The organism is Cupriavidus sp. 22TCCZM01-5 (assembly GCF_057798915.1).
The window spans coordinates 22,681-36,057 of sequence record NZ_JBYOJR010000052.1 but is presented as its reverse complement, the minus strand read 5'-3'; the positions used below and the strand labels follow the sequence as shown (position 1 = coordinate 36,057).

Genomic DNA, 13,377 nt, shown 5'->3' with positions numbered 1-13,377 from the left:
ACATCCTCCCGATCACCATCCTCGGCCTTCGGCGGCAGCAACATGTCTTCGAGCATCCCCCGTAGTTCCGGGGTATCCCATGGCTTGCCAAGCCTCGTTTTTCTGTTCCGATAGTGGCGAACCTCCGAGTCTTGCTCGGCGGTAAGTGGCAGGCCTCGGAAAGTAGGGCCTGTGTCAGGGTGGATCATGGTGTGCCTCCCTCATCGGTCGGCATTCGTTGAATGAAGAGGCATCGCCCTGCGGTAATTTTGCGCCTTGCCGGGGGGGCTTATGACTTCCTCTTATCGAGACCGTCGTTCCGAACCCGCGACTGAGCCCTGGTCGCCTCGCATCGAGCCTCAACCAGCGGGGTTCAAACGCGGATGCGTCTCCTCACCCCACACATAGAGTAAGAGCCCCGACAAGAACATGGCTCCGGCGACGAACCAGAATGCGCTTTGAATGCTGCCGCCCAGCGCAGCGGTGATTCCTAGCCCTAGTCCACCAATGCCATAACCTAGGTCACGCCAAAATCGGTAGATGCCAATGGCCGAAGCTCTCCAATTCGGATGGGCAATATCGGCGACCGCCGCGCTCAGATTTGGGTAGAGCATGGCCATACCGAGTCCAGTTATGGCGGCAGAGGCGATCCACCAGGTTGAGCCCGAGCCGAGCGAAATTAGCGCAACGCCTGCGCCGCAAATCCACATACCAAAGGTGTTGAGCAGATGGCGGCCAATGCGATCCGACAGCTTACCGGTGAAAAACTGTGCCGCACCCCAAGTAAATCCATAGACGCCCACAATCCAGCCAATGCCAGGCAGGCTCACTCCGCGCTGATGCAGATAAACAGGCCAGAACACCCAGACCAGGGCATCGACGAACTTCTCGACCATCCCTGCCTGGCTAAGTGCTGCCATCCGTCGGTCACGCCAGGTCATTAGCGCAAACATCTCTGCAGTGGTGGGTCGCGGCCCAATCGCTTCCGGATATTTCGGGCGCAGTGCTGCTGCTGCCGGACTTGCGTGTTGCTTTACTTCTTCTCGCGCCCAAGGCAGGGTTTCGACCACGGAGAACCAAGCGAGAATCGTGGCCAGTCCGATGACCACGCCGCCGAACCAGAGCAAGCCTTGCCGTGGGCCGAGCATCGAAGCAAGATATCCGGTGACGACGCCCGCAAGCGCCACGCCGACGTAGCCGGACAATTCATTCAGGCCAATGACCAAGCCGCGTTGGTCCGCCCGCGTAATATCAAGCTTCGCAGTCTGAGTCATGGACCAGGTCAGGCCCTGGTTTATACCGAGCAGGATGGTCGCAAATACAATCCACGACCAACTGATCGACAAGTACACCAAAGCGGGTATTGGCAAGGCAACGAGCCAGCCAAGCAGTAGTACTCGCTTTCGCCCAAAATGTTCGGCCATACGGCCCGCGACGAAGTTCATTGCGCCCTTCACAAAACCGAAGGCGACGACAAAGGCAACCAATAGCATGAACGAATCGCGTGGCACGCCGAATTCAGACTCGGCCAACGCGGGTACGACGTTGCGCATCATCCCGATGGTCAGGCCAACGAGCAGAACCTGCAGTAGTTGCTGCAGGAATTGACCAAGATTTGCTCTGATACCGAAGTGCATCTTTACATGACCCTTCTCTGTGTCAGGGTGCACAGCTCAAACGACCCACTGGCGCGAGGCGTTAGCCAACCTTGTCGGTAGATTTCCTGTTCTGTAGAAGTCTCACAGAAGTGTTTTTGGTCAACGTAGCGACCGAGTTTAGCCATTTACCCAATACCCAGCACTCTGACTCTGCCCGGTATCGGAGCGGCTAGGGACTTGCACAGAAACCCAAAATTGTCAATTCGCAGCCACTATCGCCCATCACACGGCGTTGGGCGGGATTTTCAAATAGCGCACCCCGTTGGACTCGGGTGGAGGCAATTCGCCGGCTCGGATGTTGACCTGGACCGACGGCAATATCAGCGTCGGCATTGCCAGCGTTGCGTCACGTGCGTGCCGCAACGCCACGAACTGGTCCTCGCTCACGCCATCGTGGACGTGGATATTGCAATTCCGTTGGTCGCGCACTGTCGTCTCCCAGGCCGGACCCCGCCCCTCGGGCGGATAGTCGTGGCACATAAAGAGCCGCGTCTCGCCCGGAAAGTCCAAGAGCTTGCGGATGGAGCGGTACAACTCATGCGCATTGCCCCCTGGAATGTCGCAACGGGCAGTGCCGACGTCCGGCATGAACAGCGTGTCGCCGACAAAAACCGCATCTCCTATCTGGTAGGCCATGTCGGCGGGGGTGTGGCCGGGCACATGAACCGCCCTGCCGGTCAGACCACCGATGGCGAACCTCTCACCGTCTTCAAACAGATGGTCGAATTGCGACCCGTCGAGCCGAAACTCCGGTTCGAGATTGAAGAGCTTCTTGAACACCCCCTGCACACGGCGAATGTTCTGGCCCATGGCAATGCGGCCGCCCAGTTGGCGCTTGAGATAAGGCGCCGCAGAGAAGTGGTCGGCGTGCGCATGGGTTTCGAGAATCCACTCGACCCGCAGTGCATGCTCGCGAACGAACGCAATGACCCTATCGGCACTTGTTGTCGATGTCCGTCCCGCCTTGGGGTCGTAGTCGAGCACCGAGTCGATGATGGTGCACTCCGGATACCCTGTCTGATACACCACGTACGTTACGGTCCAGGTGGCCGGGTCGAAGAACGGTTGAATGGTCGGATGCATGCTCGCCTCCTTGGGTGCAAAACATTCTATTCACAGATAGTTTATTGTGCAATATAATATCAACCACCAAAGTGTAGACGACTATGGACCAGTCCCACCCGACCATCGACCTCGCCACGATGCAAGATGCTGCGACGAACGCCAGTGCGCTGCTCAAGGTGCTCGCCAATCCGGACCGCCTGCTGCTGATGTGCCAGCTTTCACAAGGCGAGCTGTCGGTCGGTGAACTGGAGGCGCAACTTGGTATTCGGCAGCCGACGCTGTCCCAGCAGCTCGCCGTGCTACGCGAAAACGGCCTCGTCGCAACGCGACGTGAAGGAAAGAACATCTTCTATTCCGTGGCAAGCCCTGAGGCGCTCGCCGTCATGGCAGTCCTTTATGAGCAGTTCTGCGCCAACTCCAAATAGGAGGCGACATGTTGATTGACCTTGGCAACTTCACACCTGGTCTGTCGCTGGCTGGCGGACTCGTTATCGGCGCGGCAGCAGCCGTGCTGGTGCTCTTCAACGGCCGCATTGCCGGAATCAGTGGCATTCTTGGCGGCCTACTTAGCCTGCCCCGAAAGGACATGGCCTGGCGCCTAGCCTTCCTTGCCGGACTGGTCGGCGCTCCAGTACTTGCGAGCCTGCTCGGCAAGCCCGCTGTTGCCGATATCCAGGCGAGCTGGGGAGAAATCCTGGTCGCTGGTTTTCTGGTTGGCCTTGGCACCCGCTACGCCAGCGGTTGCACCAGCGGCCACGGCGTGTGTGGCATCTCGCGCGGTTCCGTCCGCTCCCTGGTCGCCACCCTGACGTTCATGGTGGCGGGATTTCTGACTGTCTTCGTGCAGCGGCACCTAATTGGAGGCTGACATGACCGCCATTACCGCATTGCTCGCGGGCCTGCTCTTCGGCATCGGCCTGATGGTCTCTGGGATGGCCAACCCCGCCAAAGTACAGGGCTTCCTCGACCTGGCAGGAACCTGGGACCCGTCGCTGGCCTTCGTGATGGCCGGTGCGATTGCCGTTGGCTCACTCGCCTTCCTGATTGCCAAACGCCGCAAGCGCTCTTTCCTTGGGCTGCCTGTGCAACTTCCGGCCAGCACGACCGTGACGCTGCGGCTTGTTCTCGGCAGCGCGGCGTTCGGCATCGGCTGGGGTCTGGCAGGCTTCTGCCCCGGCCCCGCGCTGGTGGCCTTGGGCGCGGGCTATCCGAAGGCAGTTGGCTTTGTGGTGGCGATGGTGGCCGGCATGGTCGTGTTCGAAGTTACAGAGCGGGCCAAATCAACCCTGCAACGGGCGTAAGTCTGTCAGGCGGTAAATCGATGGAAAACGTACTTGCCGTCAGCGCAGCGCTGGGCTCGGTAGTCGGCCTCATTCTGGCCCACAGGCTGCAACAAGGTTTTGCAGTGGTCGCCGGCCTGATTGCCATCGGCATGGTCGCGAGAGTCGCCATGGCTGCCTAATGCGAATACCAAAGCGAACACATTAGTCGCGATACAACCATTCCTGAGGAGACACTCGTGAACACAATCAAGCTGCGGGTCTTAACCCTGGCAATGCTGGCAGCCGCCAGTGCGCAAGCGCTATCTCAATCGTCAGCCGTGCCCATGTCAGTGCCCGACGAGGCGTCAATTCCCAAGGGGCCAATGGGTGATGCCATCAGGCGTGGCAAGGTCTTGCTGACGGACACCCACAAGCAGCTTCCGAACAATGTCGGCAATGGACTGAATTGTACGAGCTGTCACCTTAATGCCGGAACGACCGCCTATGCGTCGCCCTGGGTTGGACTCCCTGGCGCCTTCCCCGAATACCGGTCCCGGAGCGGCAAGGTCATCTCCCTTCAGGAGCGCATCAACGACTGCTTCCAGCGCTCGATGAATGGCAAGCCTTTGGCATTCGACTCGGTAGAAATGAATGCCATCATGGCCTACATGAAGTGGCTGTCCACGGGGGTCCCGACTGGCACCAACGTGACCGGCAGAGGTTTCGAAAAGATTGATACCGCGCTCGTCCCGAACCGTGAGCACGGTAAGGCAGTCTATGCAGCGCAATGCGCGTCCTGCCACGGGGCAGAGGGGCTGGGCACCAAGAACCGGCAAGGCGCTTATATTTTCCCGCCCGTCTGGGGCAAGGATTCCTTCAATGTAGGAGCGGGGATGGCGCGCATGTACACCGCTGCTGCTTTTGTGAAGCACAACATGCCACTTGGCCAGGGCGGAACGCTGTCGGCGCAGGATTCCGTAGACGTTGCAGCCTACTTCACGCAGCAGCCGAGGCCCGATTATGCGGCTAGGGTGAAAGATTGGCCAATGGGCGACAAGCCGAAGGATGCACGATAGCTTCAGACAGCGTAATCGCTCCGCATGAGCTTGCGCCACGTCAACACCTGACGTCCTGTAAGGGCCGAGACTATTTAAGAGCTCTCGCATTCAGAACTCAATGTTCTCAGCAGCAACCCCACTCTGCTTTTCATCCACACCGTCTTGTTATGGACAAGGAGCCAGTCATGCAAGCAAATGTTGGAACCATTGACCGAGTCCTCCGGATTGTCGTTGGACTGGTCTTGATTGGCCTGGCCGCGACAGGTCGCATTGGCATCTGGGGCTGGATTGGCATCCTGCCACTGCTAACTGGCATCGTGCGCGTCTGCCCCGCCTACAGCATTCTTGGTGTAAAGACCTGCGCGTCATCGAAGTCTGGTGCCAAGTAAGTCCACATATCGTTCGACCTGCCATCGCAGGTCTCAAGATGAAGGAGGTTTTCATGAGTGGCCTGCCAGAATTCAAGGCTGTGGTCAAAGACGTCTCGGCGCAAATGCGCGGCCTGCGAGAGAGCCAGCCGGACTTGACGGCTGCCTTCAGCCAATTGGCCGCGGCCGGCACCAAGGAAGGCGCGCTGAGCAAAAAGACGCGGGAGTTGGTGGCGCTGGGTATTGCAATCGCGTGCCGCTGCGATGACTGCATTGGCTTTCACGTCAAAACCCTTGTCCAACTCGGAACCACCCGAGCTGAATTAGAGGAAGTGCTGGGAACAGCCGTGTATATGGGAGGCGGGCCGTCGATGATGTACGCCGCACACGCACTCGCTGCATTTGAGGAGTTTTCGTCCTAACGCAGGTATCGGACTACCCAACACAACTGCATTGCCTATTGAGTCCGGAGCCCATCGTGAACAAGCTCAGTCTTTGCCTTGCGCTTGCCGTCTTTTCAAGCCCGCCGCTCACCGCGCAATCTGCTGACACCCAACGCCAAGCGGAAATCGCCAAGTTTGGCGCAGACGTGATGCCGTTCAGTTTAAAGGCCACAACCCACGTATTTACCACGACGAGGGACGGTGGAACCCAGCGAGTGGTCGCGAAGGATACGTCCGATGCCACTCAGGTTCGATTGGTGCGAGAACATCTACAGCTCATCCAGAAGCAGTTCCAGGCAGGCGATTTCTCAGGCCCTTCGCACATACATGGCAATGAGATGCCTGGCCTTGCCCAACTCAAGGCAGCGAAGCCGGGCCAAGTTTCTATTGCATACATGGACGTCGCCAGGGGCGGCGAATTGTCTTTTCGCACTACTGAGCCCGCTCTTGTGTCTGCTCTTCATGCCTGGTTCGATGCGCAAGTTTCTGACCACGGCGCAGACGCGATGGAGGGTCATGCGCACCATCATGGCGGCCACTCCCAAGACTGATGAGAGCCCGACTACCTTCACCGTCGTCGGACGAATTTCGCCGTGAGAATCAGGCAGATAGTCACACCGCTGAATATTGCACCACCGTAGAACGTAAAGGCGGCTCCGAATCTATCCCACAGCCAGCCCGCCAATGCGCTCGCAATCAGCAGCGCCAGCCCGCTAGCCAGATTGAAGACACCGAACGCCGTGCCCCTGAGGTCAGCTGGCGCTGTATCGGCGACCATGGTCGCCAGGAGTCCCTGCGTCATTCCCATATGCAACCCCCAGAGCACAACTCCGCAGAGCGCGACCGACCAGTGCGAACCTATGGCAAGCACAACGTCAGCCGCTATCAGCACCACAAGTCCCCATACCAGGAGTTTGGAATGACTGTATCCGTCAGCCAGCTTCCCGAATGGATAAGCTGCGATGGCGTACACAAGATTCATCGCCACCAGAACGAGAGGCGCTAGGAACAGCGGTAGGCCCAGATGCTGAGCCCTCAGCACCAAGAATGCTTCACTGAATCGCGCCAGCGTGAACACCGCACCCACGGTAACCACACCCCAATAGGCTGGACTCAGCCGCACGAGATTCTCGCGTTGAATGGGGTTCACGCGCTTTACACCTTCGTGGGTGTCAGGCTCTTGCACGCCGAACGTGAGCAAAACGACAGCTAAGACGCCCGGAATGATGGCCACCAAGAAGACGGACCTAAAGTCGTTCGCCCAGAGATACATCAAACCGATAGCCATCAAGGGGCCGAGGAAGGCGCCCACTGTATCCAGCGCCTGTCGAAGTCCGAAGGCGGCGCCTCGAAGGTGGGGCGGAGCAATATCCGCGACCAGTGCATCACGCGGTGCTCCGCGAATGCCCTTGCCGACGCGGTCAGCAATGCGCGCACCCAGCACCATGCCGACCCCCTGGGCGAACGCAAAGAACGGCTTCGACAACGCACCGAGCGCATAGCCAAAGACTGCCAGTCCTTTGCGTTTTCCTAGATAGTCGCTCAATGCGCCGGAAAAGACTTTCACAATCAGGGCCGTCGCCTCGCCCAATCCTTCTATTAGCCCGACCGCCATGGCACTTGCACCGAGCGTAGTGACCATGAAGACAGGCAGCAGGCTATGGATGAGCTCAGACGACACATCCATCAGCAAGCTGACGAAGCCCAGCATCCAGATGCTGGTGGGAATCTGGCGTAAGGTACCTGCAGGAGCAGTCATTGCCATTAGTCTTTTCGATGGCGAGGCCGAGCTGGTCCCAACCTCGGTTTTCGTTGTACCGGAATATCAGTTCGTCACTGCACAAACCTTGGCTCGAGAACCTGAGATCTCCATCAGTCCTCCGGGAGAAATTGCGTGTAGGAGACCTCGCCAATCCGGGGGCTGAGTAAGTGGCAAGGTGGTGAGCCTTCTTCTCCGGCGATGGAGGGATACCATCGTTCAACGGCCACCAGAGCTGGTCATTGAACACAGAGGTCCGGATTTGCAGCAGGTTGTGGGCGTGACCGACTGCGCTCATTGCCACATTCATCAATATTTCCGGTGCGCACTTCAATCCCCTCGTGACGCTCGCCGAGGTTTGCCTGGGAAGGCATGCCATGCCCGAGTTACATCCTAGCGCACCTTTGCAGGCATTGAGCTCCGCTGCCTCAGCGCACGGCGGTGGCGGCGGTGGCAATTTCGGAGGGTCGGTCCCAGGCCACGCTAGCCATGAGGCCATGATTAATTCCGATGGGTCATTTGCCGGCGACCGTGACAAAGGCTTGCAGCGTGCTGAAGACCGGCGAAGTCTACAAGGGTCGAGTCACGAAAAAGGCCCACCAAAGTCGCATTCACGCAACATCCATCGCGCACAGAAGCACCGAGTTTGGAGATGTCCAGCTGGCTTGCGCCGGAATCTGCCGGACTGATTGGGCGTTGCGACTCATGCTCCTCTGGGCGAGGCTGGCATTTTCACCTTCCACCGCGAAAACGGGCCCTAACCGCTTCATACAGGTAAGGGCGTTCCGGCATAACTGAAGTCATCGAACGCTGTCACACTGTCAGCTTTCCTCCAGGTAGTAGGCTCGCTGCTTGTCCAGCGTCACACAAAGCCACCGCCCTCTTTGCAGACAATCGCGCCCCTACCGAGCGGCCACTACTGGGCCACGCCCCACGCGCCCTTCCCGCTGGACGGTGCGAACGGCTATGACGACGTTTTCCCTGGCGCGCGCTGCGTCAGCGACGGCAAATGGGTCATCTTCGACAGGAACGGGGACGAAGTCTGGGCGTGCAATGCCATGTATGCCGCCGCCCATTTCGACTTTGCTCCCGTGTCCGGCGCCTTCGCGTCGACGGCCGACTGAGGGGCTGGCCGCGCCGACAGACGTCCGCCCTCCCCATTCAACATAACCGTCCCAGCAACCCGCAAATGTCCAGGCAAAGTTTCGGTGTCCGGGCGTTATGTTCGCGTGCTGGGGCTGCGGTGACCCTGGCGCCGGCCTGTCCGACAAGGATCGCACCATGCGAGCCATGCTGTTCGAGGGTGCGGGCCTGCCCTTGAGGCAAGAGGACGCACCGGTGCCTCGCCCCCGGGGCGGGCGAGGTCCGCATCGCCTTGGCCGCCTGCGGCGTGTGCCGCACCAACCTGCATATCGCTGACAGCGGCCTGCGCTATCCCAAGCTCGCGCTCATTCCGGGGGACGAGATCGTCGGCATGGTCGAATCATGCGGCACCGATGCCAACGAAGGGGAAGTCCCTTCCATTCGATGACCCCAAGCCGCGCTACATTGCAACTACGCGGTTGCGGCCTCCAGCCTTCGCGCGATGGAGACGATCGTCAGCCGCACGCAGAATCGCGTCGATGGTCTTGCCGTCGCGCCCGAACTGGGAGACGCCGATGCTGACCGTAAGCGTGACCCCGACTTTCCGCCCAACCGCGCTTTCAAACACGGCGGATTCTATGGCTGACCGGATGCGCTCGCCGATCGAATGCGCGACCGCTAGGGCAGCTTTGGGTAGCAGCACCATGAATTCCTCTCCGCCCACACGCGCGACGCCGTCATACGGCCGGATGGCATCGCAGCATTGCTGCACGACCTCCTGCAAGACTTTGTCGCCGATCTGATGTCCGTAGTAGTCGTTAATCTGCTTGAAATGATCCAGGTCGAGCGCGAGGAGAGAAAACGGTTCGCTTTCTCGGTTGGCACGTGCAATTTCAGCTTCAATACGCTCGAAGAACGAGTGGCGGTTCGCAACCCCGGTGAGCGGGTCGGTCGCGGCAAGATGCTCCAGCTTCTGGTTGGTTCGTTTTAGCTCCTGAAGCGCACCTTCCGTACTGGCCATGGCAGCCTTCAGGCGAGCCATCAGTTCTTCCTGGCTATAAATGGTCGCGAACGAACGCGTGGTGTGAAACGCTTGGACAACCCCATAGCTCAACAGAAAAAAGCCTCCGGCGAAAATCGCGTGGGCCAGCCACCACATATGGTTCCATGGGCGACCAAGAATGAATGCGACCGAAGACAGGGCGAAAGCAGTCACCGAGATGCCGAAAATCAGCATGAGTGGTGAGCGAATACGCCGGATAATCAGGGCCGCGACGTTCAGGGTGGAGAAGAACAGCGCCCCACCTTCGATTGACAAGCGCACAGCGACATGGCCTGCCATGTGGGAGTTGGCCACAACCGCAACCAGTAGATCGATAAAAATAAATGCGGAGATCCAACCCAACCAGCCTCGTGGCTTCCTGCGTATTTCAACGGAATCGGCTTTTCGGTCAAACGAGAGCAGCCCGACCAGCAGTAGCATGGACATGACTAGGCGGGAAACCGGCCCATAGAGCAGAAACAGCCAGATGTGGTCATGAGCCAGCCTTGTGAACGCGCCGTGCAACACGTAAATCATCACGAATCCGAGAAAACCCAATGTAAGCCATCTTAGCAGCGGCTCACCTGAAGACTGGTAACAACGCCACGTCACATACGTAATGAAAAGACCTTCAAGTGTTGCTGCGGTGATTGCAACTTCGTGGAACAGGTGACTCTCATAGTTCAGAGTTGCGTCCTGAAAGAAGAACAGGTATGAAATAAGGTAAGCCGGGATCAGAGCAAAGCCGACAATCAAGAAATTTGAATAGGCTTTGGTCACGAAATGGATTGCTGATGCCGGCTCTTCAATTATCGTGCTTGCGCTCATATGCTTTCTCCCGGCGGTTACAAAGCCATTGATCGCTTGCTCTTCTATGACCGGTCTCCTCTCTTCTTGCTCACTTCCAGGAACTCTGCGATCCCCTAACTCTTATCCGGCATTTCCTCAAGCGGCGGGCTGGTGCGCACGCTGGCAAGACTGGACAAGGCAGGCTCGACGCAGGTATGAGCTAGAGCACCATCGTGCCCGGGGGCGACGGAACGGTCCATCATCGCTAAGATAGTTCAGCCACGGGCTTTCTCTGCTTCTATGTTTGCAGCTCTGATTGAAACTTCCTCGAATCCACAGTGCGCGTGAGTTTCTTTTTTGGCCTTCCGATTGCCGTCCCCGTTGGTGACCGCAATAATCATCAAAACCTAAGATAGGTTACTGAGCACATATTTCGCAATTGCCTCGATTATGAACTCGAGAATGAAAGAATTCCCGTTTGCTGCAGCAGTGACGCGCTTGACCGAGGCGGAGTACCTTCGCCAAGCACAGGCGGCTTGCGAGCACTACAGCATCATCCCTGGCGTCACGGGGCCGTACCAGGCCGCCTCCCTGACGTGGGACGGCACGCGCTATTACTACGCGTACGGTAAGGACGCGTCGGACGCGCCAAGGCTGGTGGAAGCTTTCCGGGTGGGTGATCTTGGCGAGCTGGAAGCGCTGTTCCAGTACCCGAAGCCTATCAAAGACCTATTCCCGCTGGATTATGCAGTCTTGTAAAGCGACGACCCTTGGGCGGACGTCTTTCCGGTTGAGGCGGCCCATGGTTGAATGGTAACTGCCATTGTTTCTCCGAGGCTCTTCCATGGCCGCCACCACGTTCATCAATGGCCCGCTCGAGTTCGCGACTATTTTGATTCGCCACCACGGCATTCATAGGGGGCTATGGACCTTGAGCGTGAGTTTTCACGTCCAAGGCACGAATATCCTGGCGAAAGAGCCGGATGGCCGCGCTTTTCCAGGCGCCGTGGTTGCTGTCCAAGGCGTCGGCATCCGCGAGGTCGAGGTGCCGGACTCCCTGACAGTCGATGCAGTTGCGGTGAATCCAGCTCCCAGAACCGTCGCCACCAGCACGCGACATAAGTAGCGACTCGCCCAAGCCACGTCGCGGCACGCGCATCTCCTGATCAAAGCCTTCCAGATTGCCGCCGTCAGTTTTCGCGGCGCCTTGGAAGTATCCAAAGCATCGCACCGAGCACCTTGCCGCCGCTTTGGCGCGGTCTCCAAACGCAACGCGGCAGCCGGACAGGATGTGATCGAGCCACTACTGCCGCCACCGAAAGCTCGGCGCACCCGCTATCCCGGGCGCAAGCCGCTAGACGATCGGGCCGTGCTCACCGGCATTCTTTTCGTCCTGCAGTCCGGCATTCCTTGGGAGATGCTGCCCAAGGAAATGGGCCGCGGCTCCGGGATGAGTTGCTGGCGACGACTGCACGCCTGGCAGAAGGCCGGTGTTTGGGATCGCCTGCACGAGGTACTGCTAGCCAAGCTGCGTGCGGCCGACCGCATCGATTGGTCACGTGCGTCTCGCCGCCATCCACGAAGCCTTCCTGAAAATCGCCTGTTGCATCATCTGCTGGCGTCATCTCAGGAAGTCATTTTGTTAGGCCTTCTAAGGCGAAGTGCGCCGGGCGCGTTCTTCGCAAACGACCTCCGGCCCCTGGCTTGGCCGCATTCACGCGCGATTTGACGACTCTTTGGGGGTGGCCGGCAAGTCGCGGTCCACGGCTTCGCGCAACTCGTGCAGTTCCTTGCGCAGCAATGCCAGTTCATTGTGCAGGCGCTTGATGTCGGCGTGCATTTCACGACGCAAAAGCTTCTCATCCTCACCGATGAACATCGCCGCAATGCTGGCAAAGACCAGCGATAGCATGCCGTAGCCGAGCAGGACAACGAACATGGCGAAGATGCGCGATGCTGGCGTCGTCGGCGCTATGTCTCCATATCCCACGGTAGCGCTGCTTTCGAATGCCAACCATAGTCCCTCCGCATAACTATGTACCTGCGGCTCCAACCAATAGAACACCGCACCAGAGGAAGCGAGCAACATCGCGCCCAATGCGAATAGCAATAGCAATCGGTTGGGCGAGAAAAGATGCCTGAGGAAGAGCGCGGAACGAATGCCCACGACGCAGATGAAGGCTGCACGCAGCACCCATTCGAGCGAAGACCATGTGCTGGTGCCCCAGACAAGGCTCACTGCCGCGCCAATCAGGAGCAGAGCATCGAAGCGGTTACGAAGTAGGAATTGCTTCCATCGCCGACTCAAGAGCCAAATCAGGGAAAACGAGGAGACAAAGCCAGCGAAGATGATCAGGTAGAGCAGTCGCCCAATCCTGAAGAGAATGGGAGGACTCGCAACCAGATCAAGATAGAAAGCGGGAATCGCCAGCAGACTGAGTCCGAACAGGATCCATTGAATCCAACGCCAGGCCCGCACCGCCCGTGGATCATCGTGCGGGTCGACGCCATGCAATGCGATATAGCGAAAGCTACCGGTCACTCTTTGTTCCGCAGAAAAATTGTGCGCGATGGCAGACGCGAGGCCTGAGTACTGATTGCGCCGCCACGCATGATCGGCAATTAGCATGCCCGAGATTGTCATGCTAGACGAGAGCGTTGGCGTGCCATTGATATAGATCAGCTTGCTTGGCCTCACTATTCACGCCGCAACTCACGTTGGCACCAAGCACCCCGTCGCGGCCCTGGGGTTGCACATCGCGGATGTGGGCTGATCGGGAAATTGGGGCGTTCAACTTCGTTCCCGTCGGTTGGCACAACGTGCGAAGCATTATGCTATCGGTCGACCTCTCCGACTTGCCCCTCCTGCAC

General features: G+C 58.6%; 17 protein-coding genes and 2 pseudogenes. 13 read left to right on the top strand and 6 right to left on the bottom strand.

Annotated elements, in window-relative coordinates:
- The 3 genes and pseudogenes from AC3FNH_RS30750 to AC3FNH_RS30740 form a co-directional block, all read right to left on the bottom strand.
- A pseudogene (locus AC3FNH_RS30750) lies at positions 1-188 on the bottom strand (hypothetical protein); the annotation flags it as partial.
- Between the two features lie 150 nt (positions 189-338).
- On the bottom strand, positions 339-1,616 hold the full coding sequence (locus AC3FNH_RS30745; protein WP_488722769.1) for an MFS transporter: 1,278 nt from the start codon (positions 1,614-1,616) through the stop codon (positions 339-341).
- A gap of 243 nt (positions 1,617-1,859) precedes the next feature.
- On the bottom strand, positions 1,860-2,720 hold the full coding sequence (locus AC3FNH_RS30740) for an MBL fold metallo-hydrolase (protein ID WP_488722768.1): 861 nt from the start codon (positions 2,718-2,720) through the stop codon (positions 1,860-1,862).
- A gap of 83 nt (positions 2,721-2,803) precedes the next feature.
- On the opposite strand from AC3FNH_RS30740, the gene AC3FNH_RS30735 reads away from it, so the two are divergent.
- From AC3FNH_RS30735 to AC3FNH_RS30700, 8 genes are all read left to right on the top strand, one after another.
- On the top strand, positions 2,804-3,127 hold the full coding sequence (locus AC3FNH_RS30735; protein WP_488722767.1) for a metalloregulator ArsR/SmtB family transcription factor: 324 nt from the start codon (positions 2,804-2,806) through the stop codon (positions 3,125-3,127).
- An 8-nt stretch (positions 3,128-3,135) separates the two neighbouring features.
- On the top strand, positions 3,136-3,570 hold the full coding sequence (locus AC3FNH_RS30730) for a YeeE/YedE family protein (RefSeq protein WP_488722766.1): 435 nt from the start codon (positions 3,136-3,138) through the stop codon (positions 3,568-3,570).
- A gap of 1 nt (position 3,571) precedes the next feature.
- Entirely contained in the window at positions 3,572-4,003 is a 432-nt protein-coding gene (locus AC3FNH_RS30725) for a DUF6691 family protein (RefSeq protein ID WP_488722765.1), read from the top strand.
- Positions 4,004-4,023: 20 nt separating this feature from the next.
- Positions 4,024-4,164, top strand: coding sequence for a hypothetical protein (locus tag AC3FNH_RS30720; RefSeq protein WP_488722764.1), 141 nt, complete (start codon positions 4,024-4,026; stop codon positions 4,162-4,164).
- A gap of 57 nt (positions 4,165-4,221) precedes the next feature.
- Complete coding sequence (locus tag AC3FNH_RS30715; RefSeq protein ID WP_488722763.1) at positions 4,222-5,040, top strand: c-type cytochrome; 819 nt, start codon at positions 4,222-4,224, stop codon at positions 5,038-5,040.
- A 167-nt stretch (positions 5,041-5,207) separates the two neighbouring features.
- On the top strand, positions 5,208-5,411 hold the full coding sequence (locus AC3FNH_RS30710; RefSeq protein WP_488722762.1) for a YgaP family membrane protein: 204 nt from the start codon (positions 5,208-5,210) through the stop codon (positions 5,409-5,411).
- A 53-nt stretch (positions 5,412-5,464) separates the two neighbouring features.
- Complete coding sequence (locus AC3FNH_RS30705; protein WP_488722761.1) at positions 5,465-5,812, top strand: carboxymuconolactone decarboxylase family protein; 348 nt, start codon at positions 5,465-5,467, stop codon at positions 5,810-5,812.
- A 56-nt stretch (positions 5,813-5,868) separates the two neighbouring features.
- On the top strand, positions 5,869-6,384 hold the full coding sequence (locus AC3FNH_RS30700) for an aspartate carbamoyltransferase (protein ID WP_488722760.1): 516 nt from the start codon (positions 5,869-5,871) through the stop codon (positions 6,382-6,384).
- Between the two features lie 17 nt (positions 6,385-6,401).
- On the opposite strand, the gene AC3FNH_RS30695 is transcribed toward AC3FNH_RS30700, so the two are convergent.
- Entirely contained in the window at positions 6,402-7,598 is a 1,197-nt protein-coding gene (locus tag AC3FNH_RS30695; protein ID WP_488722759.1) for an MFS transporter, read from the bottom strand.
- 878 nt (positions 7,599-8,476) lie between these two features.
- Here AC3FNH_RS30695 and AC3FNH_RS30690 point away from each other — a divergent pair.
- The gene (locus AC3FNH_RS30690; protein ID WP_488722758.1) at positions 8,477-8,716 is read left to right on the top strand and encodes a hypothetical protein; all 240 of its coding nucleotides are present in this window, start codon (positions 8,477-8,479) and stop codon (positions 8,714-8,716) included.
- Between the two features lie 251 nt (positions 8,717-8,967).
- Positions 8,968-9,123, top strand: a complete 156-nt coding sequence (locus tag AC3FNH_RS30685; RefSeq protein ID WP_488722757.1) for an alcohol dehydrogenase catalytic domain-containing protein — start codon at positions 8,968-8,970, stop codon at positions 9,121-9,123.
- A 12-nt stretch (positions 9,124-9,135) separates the two neighbouring features.
- Here AC3FNH_RS30685 and AC3FNH_RS30680 read toward each other — a convergent pair whose 3' ends face one another.
- Complete coding sequence (locus AC3FNH_RS30680; RefSeq protein WP_488722756.1) at positions 9,136-10,545, bottom strand: GGDEF domain-containing protein; 1,410 nt, start codon at positions 10,543-10,545, stop codon at positions 9,136-9,138.
- Between the two features lie 423 nt (positions 10,546-10,968).
- On the opposite strand from AC3FNH_RS30680, the gene AC3FNH_RS30675 reads away from it, so the two are divergent.
- The 3 genes and pseudogenes from AC3FNH_RS30675 to AC3FNH_RS30665 form a co-directional block, all read left to right on the top strand.
- Complete coding sequence (locus AC3FNH_RS30675) at positions 10,969-11,265, top strand: hypothetical protein (protein WP_488722755.1); 297 nt, start codon at positions 10,969-10,971, stop codon at positions 11,263-11,265.
- Positions 11,266-11,350: 85 nt separating this feature from the next.
- Positions 11,351-11,632, top strand: coding sequence for a hypothetical protein (locus tag AC3FNH_RS30670; RefSeq protein WP_488722754.1), 282 nt, complete (start codon positions 11,351-11,353; stop codon positions 11,630-11,632).
- A 165-nt stretch (positions 11,633-11,797) separates the two neighbouring features.
- A pseudogene (locus AC3FNH_RS30665) lies at positions 11,798-12,073 on the top strand (transposase); the annotation flags it as partial.
- A 147-nt stretch (positions 12,074-12,220) separates the two neighbouring features.
- On the opposite strand, the gene AC3FNH_RS30660 reads toward AC3FNH_RS30665, so the two are convergent.
- On the bottom strand, positions 12,221-13,150 hold the full coding sequence (locus AC3FNH_RS30660) for a potassium channel family protein (RefSeq protein WP_488722753.1): 930 nt from the start codon (positions 13,148-13,150) through the stop codon (positions 12,221-12,223).
- Positions 13,151-13,377 lie beyond the last annotated feature (227 nt).

Bases quoted from the DNA above. Each gene is read 5' to 3' on its own strand.
- AC3FNH_RS30745 (WP_488722769.1), bottom strand. From the start codon at position 1,616: ATGCACTTCGGTATCAGAGCAAATCTTGGTCAATTCCTGCAGCAACTA.
- AC3FNH_RS30740 (WP_488722768.1), bottom strand. From the start codon at position 2,720: ATGCATCCGACCATTCAACCGTTCTTCGACCCGGCCACCTGGACCGTA.
- AC3FNH_RS30735 (WP_488722767.1), top strand. From the start codon at position 2,804: ATGGACCAGTCCCACCCGACCATCGACCTCGCCACGATGCAAGATGCT.
- AC3FNH_RS30730 (WP_488722766.1), top strand. From the start codon at position 3,136: ATGTTGATTGACCTTGGCAACTTCACACCTGGTCTGTCGCTGGCTGGC.
- AC3FNH_RS30725 (WP_488722765.1), top strand. From the start codon at position 3,572: ATGACCGCCATTACCGCATTGCTCGCGGGCCTGCTCTTCGGCATCGGC.
- AC3FNH_RS30720 (WP_488722764.1), top strand. From the start codon at position 4,024: ATGGAAAACGTACTTGCCGTCAGCGCAGCGCTGGGCTCGGTAGTCGGC.
- AC3FNH_RS30710 (WP_488722762.1), top strand. From the start codon at position 5,208: ATGCAAGCAAATGTTGGAACCATTGACCGAGTCCTCCGGATTGTCGTT.
- AC3FNH_RS30705 (WP_488722761.1), top strand. From the start codon at position 5,465: ATGAGTGGCCTGCCAGAATTCAAGGCTGTGGTCAAAGACGTCTCGGCG.
- AC3FNH_RS30695 (WP_488722759.1), bottom strand. From the start codon at position 7,598: ATGGCAATGACTGCTCCTGCAGGTACCTTACGCCAGATTCCCACCAGC.
- AC3FNH_RS30680 (WP_488722756.1), bottom strand. From the start codon at position 10,545: ATGAGCGCAAGCACGATAATTGAAGAGCCGGCATCAGCAATCCATTTC.
- AC3FNH_RS30675 (WP_488722755.1), top strand. From the start codon at position 10,969: ATGAAAGAATTCCCGTTTGCTGCAGCAGTGACGCGCTTGACCGAGGCG.
- AC3FNH_RS30670 (WP_488722754.1), top strand. From the start codon at position 11,351: ATGGCCGCCACCACGTTCATCAATGGCCCGCTCGAGTTCGCGACTATT.
- AC3FNH_RS30660 (WP_488722753.1), bottom strand. From the start codon at position 13,150: ATGACAATCTCGGGCATGCTAATTGCCGATCATGCGTGGCGGCGCAAT.